Genomic DNA, 1,943 nt, shown 5'->3' with positions numbered 1-1,943 from the left:
CCGATGCCGAAATTGATATCGTGCTGCAGAATCGACTTTACATAGCTCTGCTGGTTAGGTCCCCGGGGCGTAATCAGGCCTTTACGGGTGCGCAGTGAGATCAGCTTGTCTTCAGGCTCTTCATATATCCACTCAAGGGCAGATTCCTGCAGGAACAGGTGAACCGTATTCGGGCTGAGTGGTTCGTCCTTGCCGGTTTCTCTGAACAGTCGCTTTACTACCTCGCCAGCTACGTCAGCACGGTCATTGTCGCCACTGATGGCAAAAACATTTCCCCGGTGACGGATGGTGACGCCGAGCCGCTCTTCGATCTGTTTCAGATGCTGATTGAATTGTCCGCAGAGTTCCGCGAATCTCGACGGTTCATCAGGCTCAAGAGAAAAGCGGCAGACGTTTTGATCAGTGGCGTGATGGCCAGAGGCGTGGGAAAAGTCCTGTCCTTGTGTTTTGGTATTCAAAGTCTGTGTTCAGCCTTTACTGCAAGTGGGTTCAGGTAAGATATTACGATGGTCTCTGAGTGTAAGCCAGTCAGGATTTCCATTAGGAAAAGAGGCGTTAAGCCTCTTTTCCGGTTAATCAGGCAATACTGTCCAGCTCGGAACCGATCAACGTACCGCGCAGAGAATGAGGCAACGCTTCAACAATCTCAATATCCGCAAAATGGCCAATCAGGTGAGGATCAGTACACTGGAAGTTCACTACCCGGTTGCACTCGGTACGTCCTGATAATTGTCCCGGATCTTTCCTGGAGTAACCGGTCACCAGGATCTTCTGGGTGCTGCCCACCAGACGTCGGCTGATCTGAATAACCTGCTGATTAATACGGTTCTGCAGAATCTGCAGGCGCTGTTTTTTCACTTCCTCGGGAACATTATCTGCCATATCGGCAGCCGGAGTGCCCGGACGCTTGCTGAAGATGAAACTGAAAGAGGCATCAAAGCCCACTTCAGCAATCAGGTTCATGGTGTCTTCAAAGTCCTGATCGGTCTCTCCCGGAAAGCCGACAATAAAGTCTGAAGAGAGCTTCAGGTCAGGACGGATCGCCAGCAGCTGGCGGATTTTTTTCAGGTAATCTGCCGCCGTGTGATCCCGCTTCATCAATTGCAGCACCCGGTCAGAACCGCTCTGTACCGGCAGGTGCAGATGGCTGACCAGCTCGGGAACCTCGGCGTAGACATTCACCAGGCTGTCGGAAAACTCCAGTGGGTGAGAGGTGGTAAAACGGATACGGTCAATTCCGTCAATGGCGGCCACCAGGGTAATCAGTTCTGCCAGGTCACAGACGGTGCCATCGTGTTTTTCACCCCGATAGGCGTTGACGTTTTGCCCCAGCAGGTTGATTTCCCGGACGCCTTTTTCGGCCAGGCCATAACATTCAGCAATAACGTCATCCATGGGACGGCTGATTTCCGCACCACGGGTATAGGGAACGATGCAGTAAGTGCAGTACTTGTCGCAACCTTCCATAATGGAAACAAAGGCCGTTGGACCATCCACACTGGGTTCTGGCAGACGGTCAAACTTTTCAATTTCCGGGAAGGTGACGTCCACCACAGGAATGTGGTTGGCCTTGCTGGCATCAATCATTTCCGGCAAACGGTGCAGGGTCTGCGGGCCAAACACCACATCAACCTGGGGCGCACGTTTACGGATCTCATCACCTTCCTGGCTGGCAACGCAGCCGCCTACGCCGATGATCAGGTCCGGGTTCTTTTCTTTCAGTTTTCGCCAGCGACCCAGCTGGTGAAAGAGCTTTTCCTGGGCCTTTTCCCGAACGGAACAGGTGTTCACCAGCAGGACATCCGCCTCTTCCGGGTTGTCCGTCAGCTCCAGGGTGTGGGTCTCTCCGAGCAGATCGGCCATGCGGGCGGAATCGTACTCGTTCATCTGGCAACCATGGGTTTTGATATACAGTTTTTTGCTCATTTCACACTTTACTGGCT

At 52.9% G+C, this 1,943-nt stretch carries 1 protein-coding gene and 1 pseudogene; both read right to left on the bottom strand.

The features are described 5' to 3' along the window. A pseudogene (locus tag KDK13_RS12075) lies at positions 1 to 458 on the bottom strand (PhoH family protein); the annotation flags it as partial. 118 nt (positions 459 to 576) lie between these two features. After that, the gene (gene miaB / locus KDK13_RS12070) at positions 577 to 1,926 is read right to left on the bottom strand and encodes a tRNA (N6-isopentenyl adenosine(37)-C2)-methylthiotransferase MiaB (RefSeq protein WP_257285223.1); all 1,350 of its coding nucleotides are present in this window, start codon (positions 1,924 to 1,926) and stop codon (positions 577 to 579) included. Positions 1,927 to 1,943 lie beyond the last annotated feature (17 nt).

This window comes from Endozoicomonas sp. SESOKO1, assembly GCF_024606265.1.
GTDB lineage: Bacteria > Pseudomonadota > Gammaproteobacteria > Pseudomonadales > Endozoicomonadaceae > Endozoicomonas.
Note: the sequence above shows the minus strand (reverse complement) of the source record. Positions and strands in the feature narration are given on the sequence as shown.

What these genes read in the sequence shown, in the direction of transcription:
- miaB (WP_257285223.1), bottom strand. Translation starts at nt 1,926, where the DNA reads ATGAGCAAAAAACTGTATATCAAAACCCATGGTTGCCAGATGAACGAG.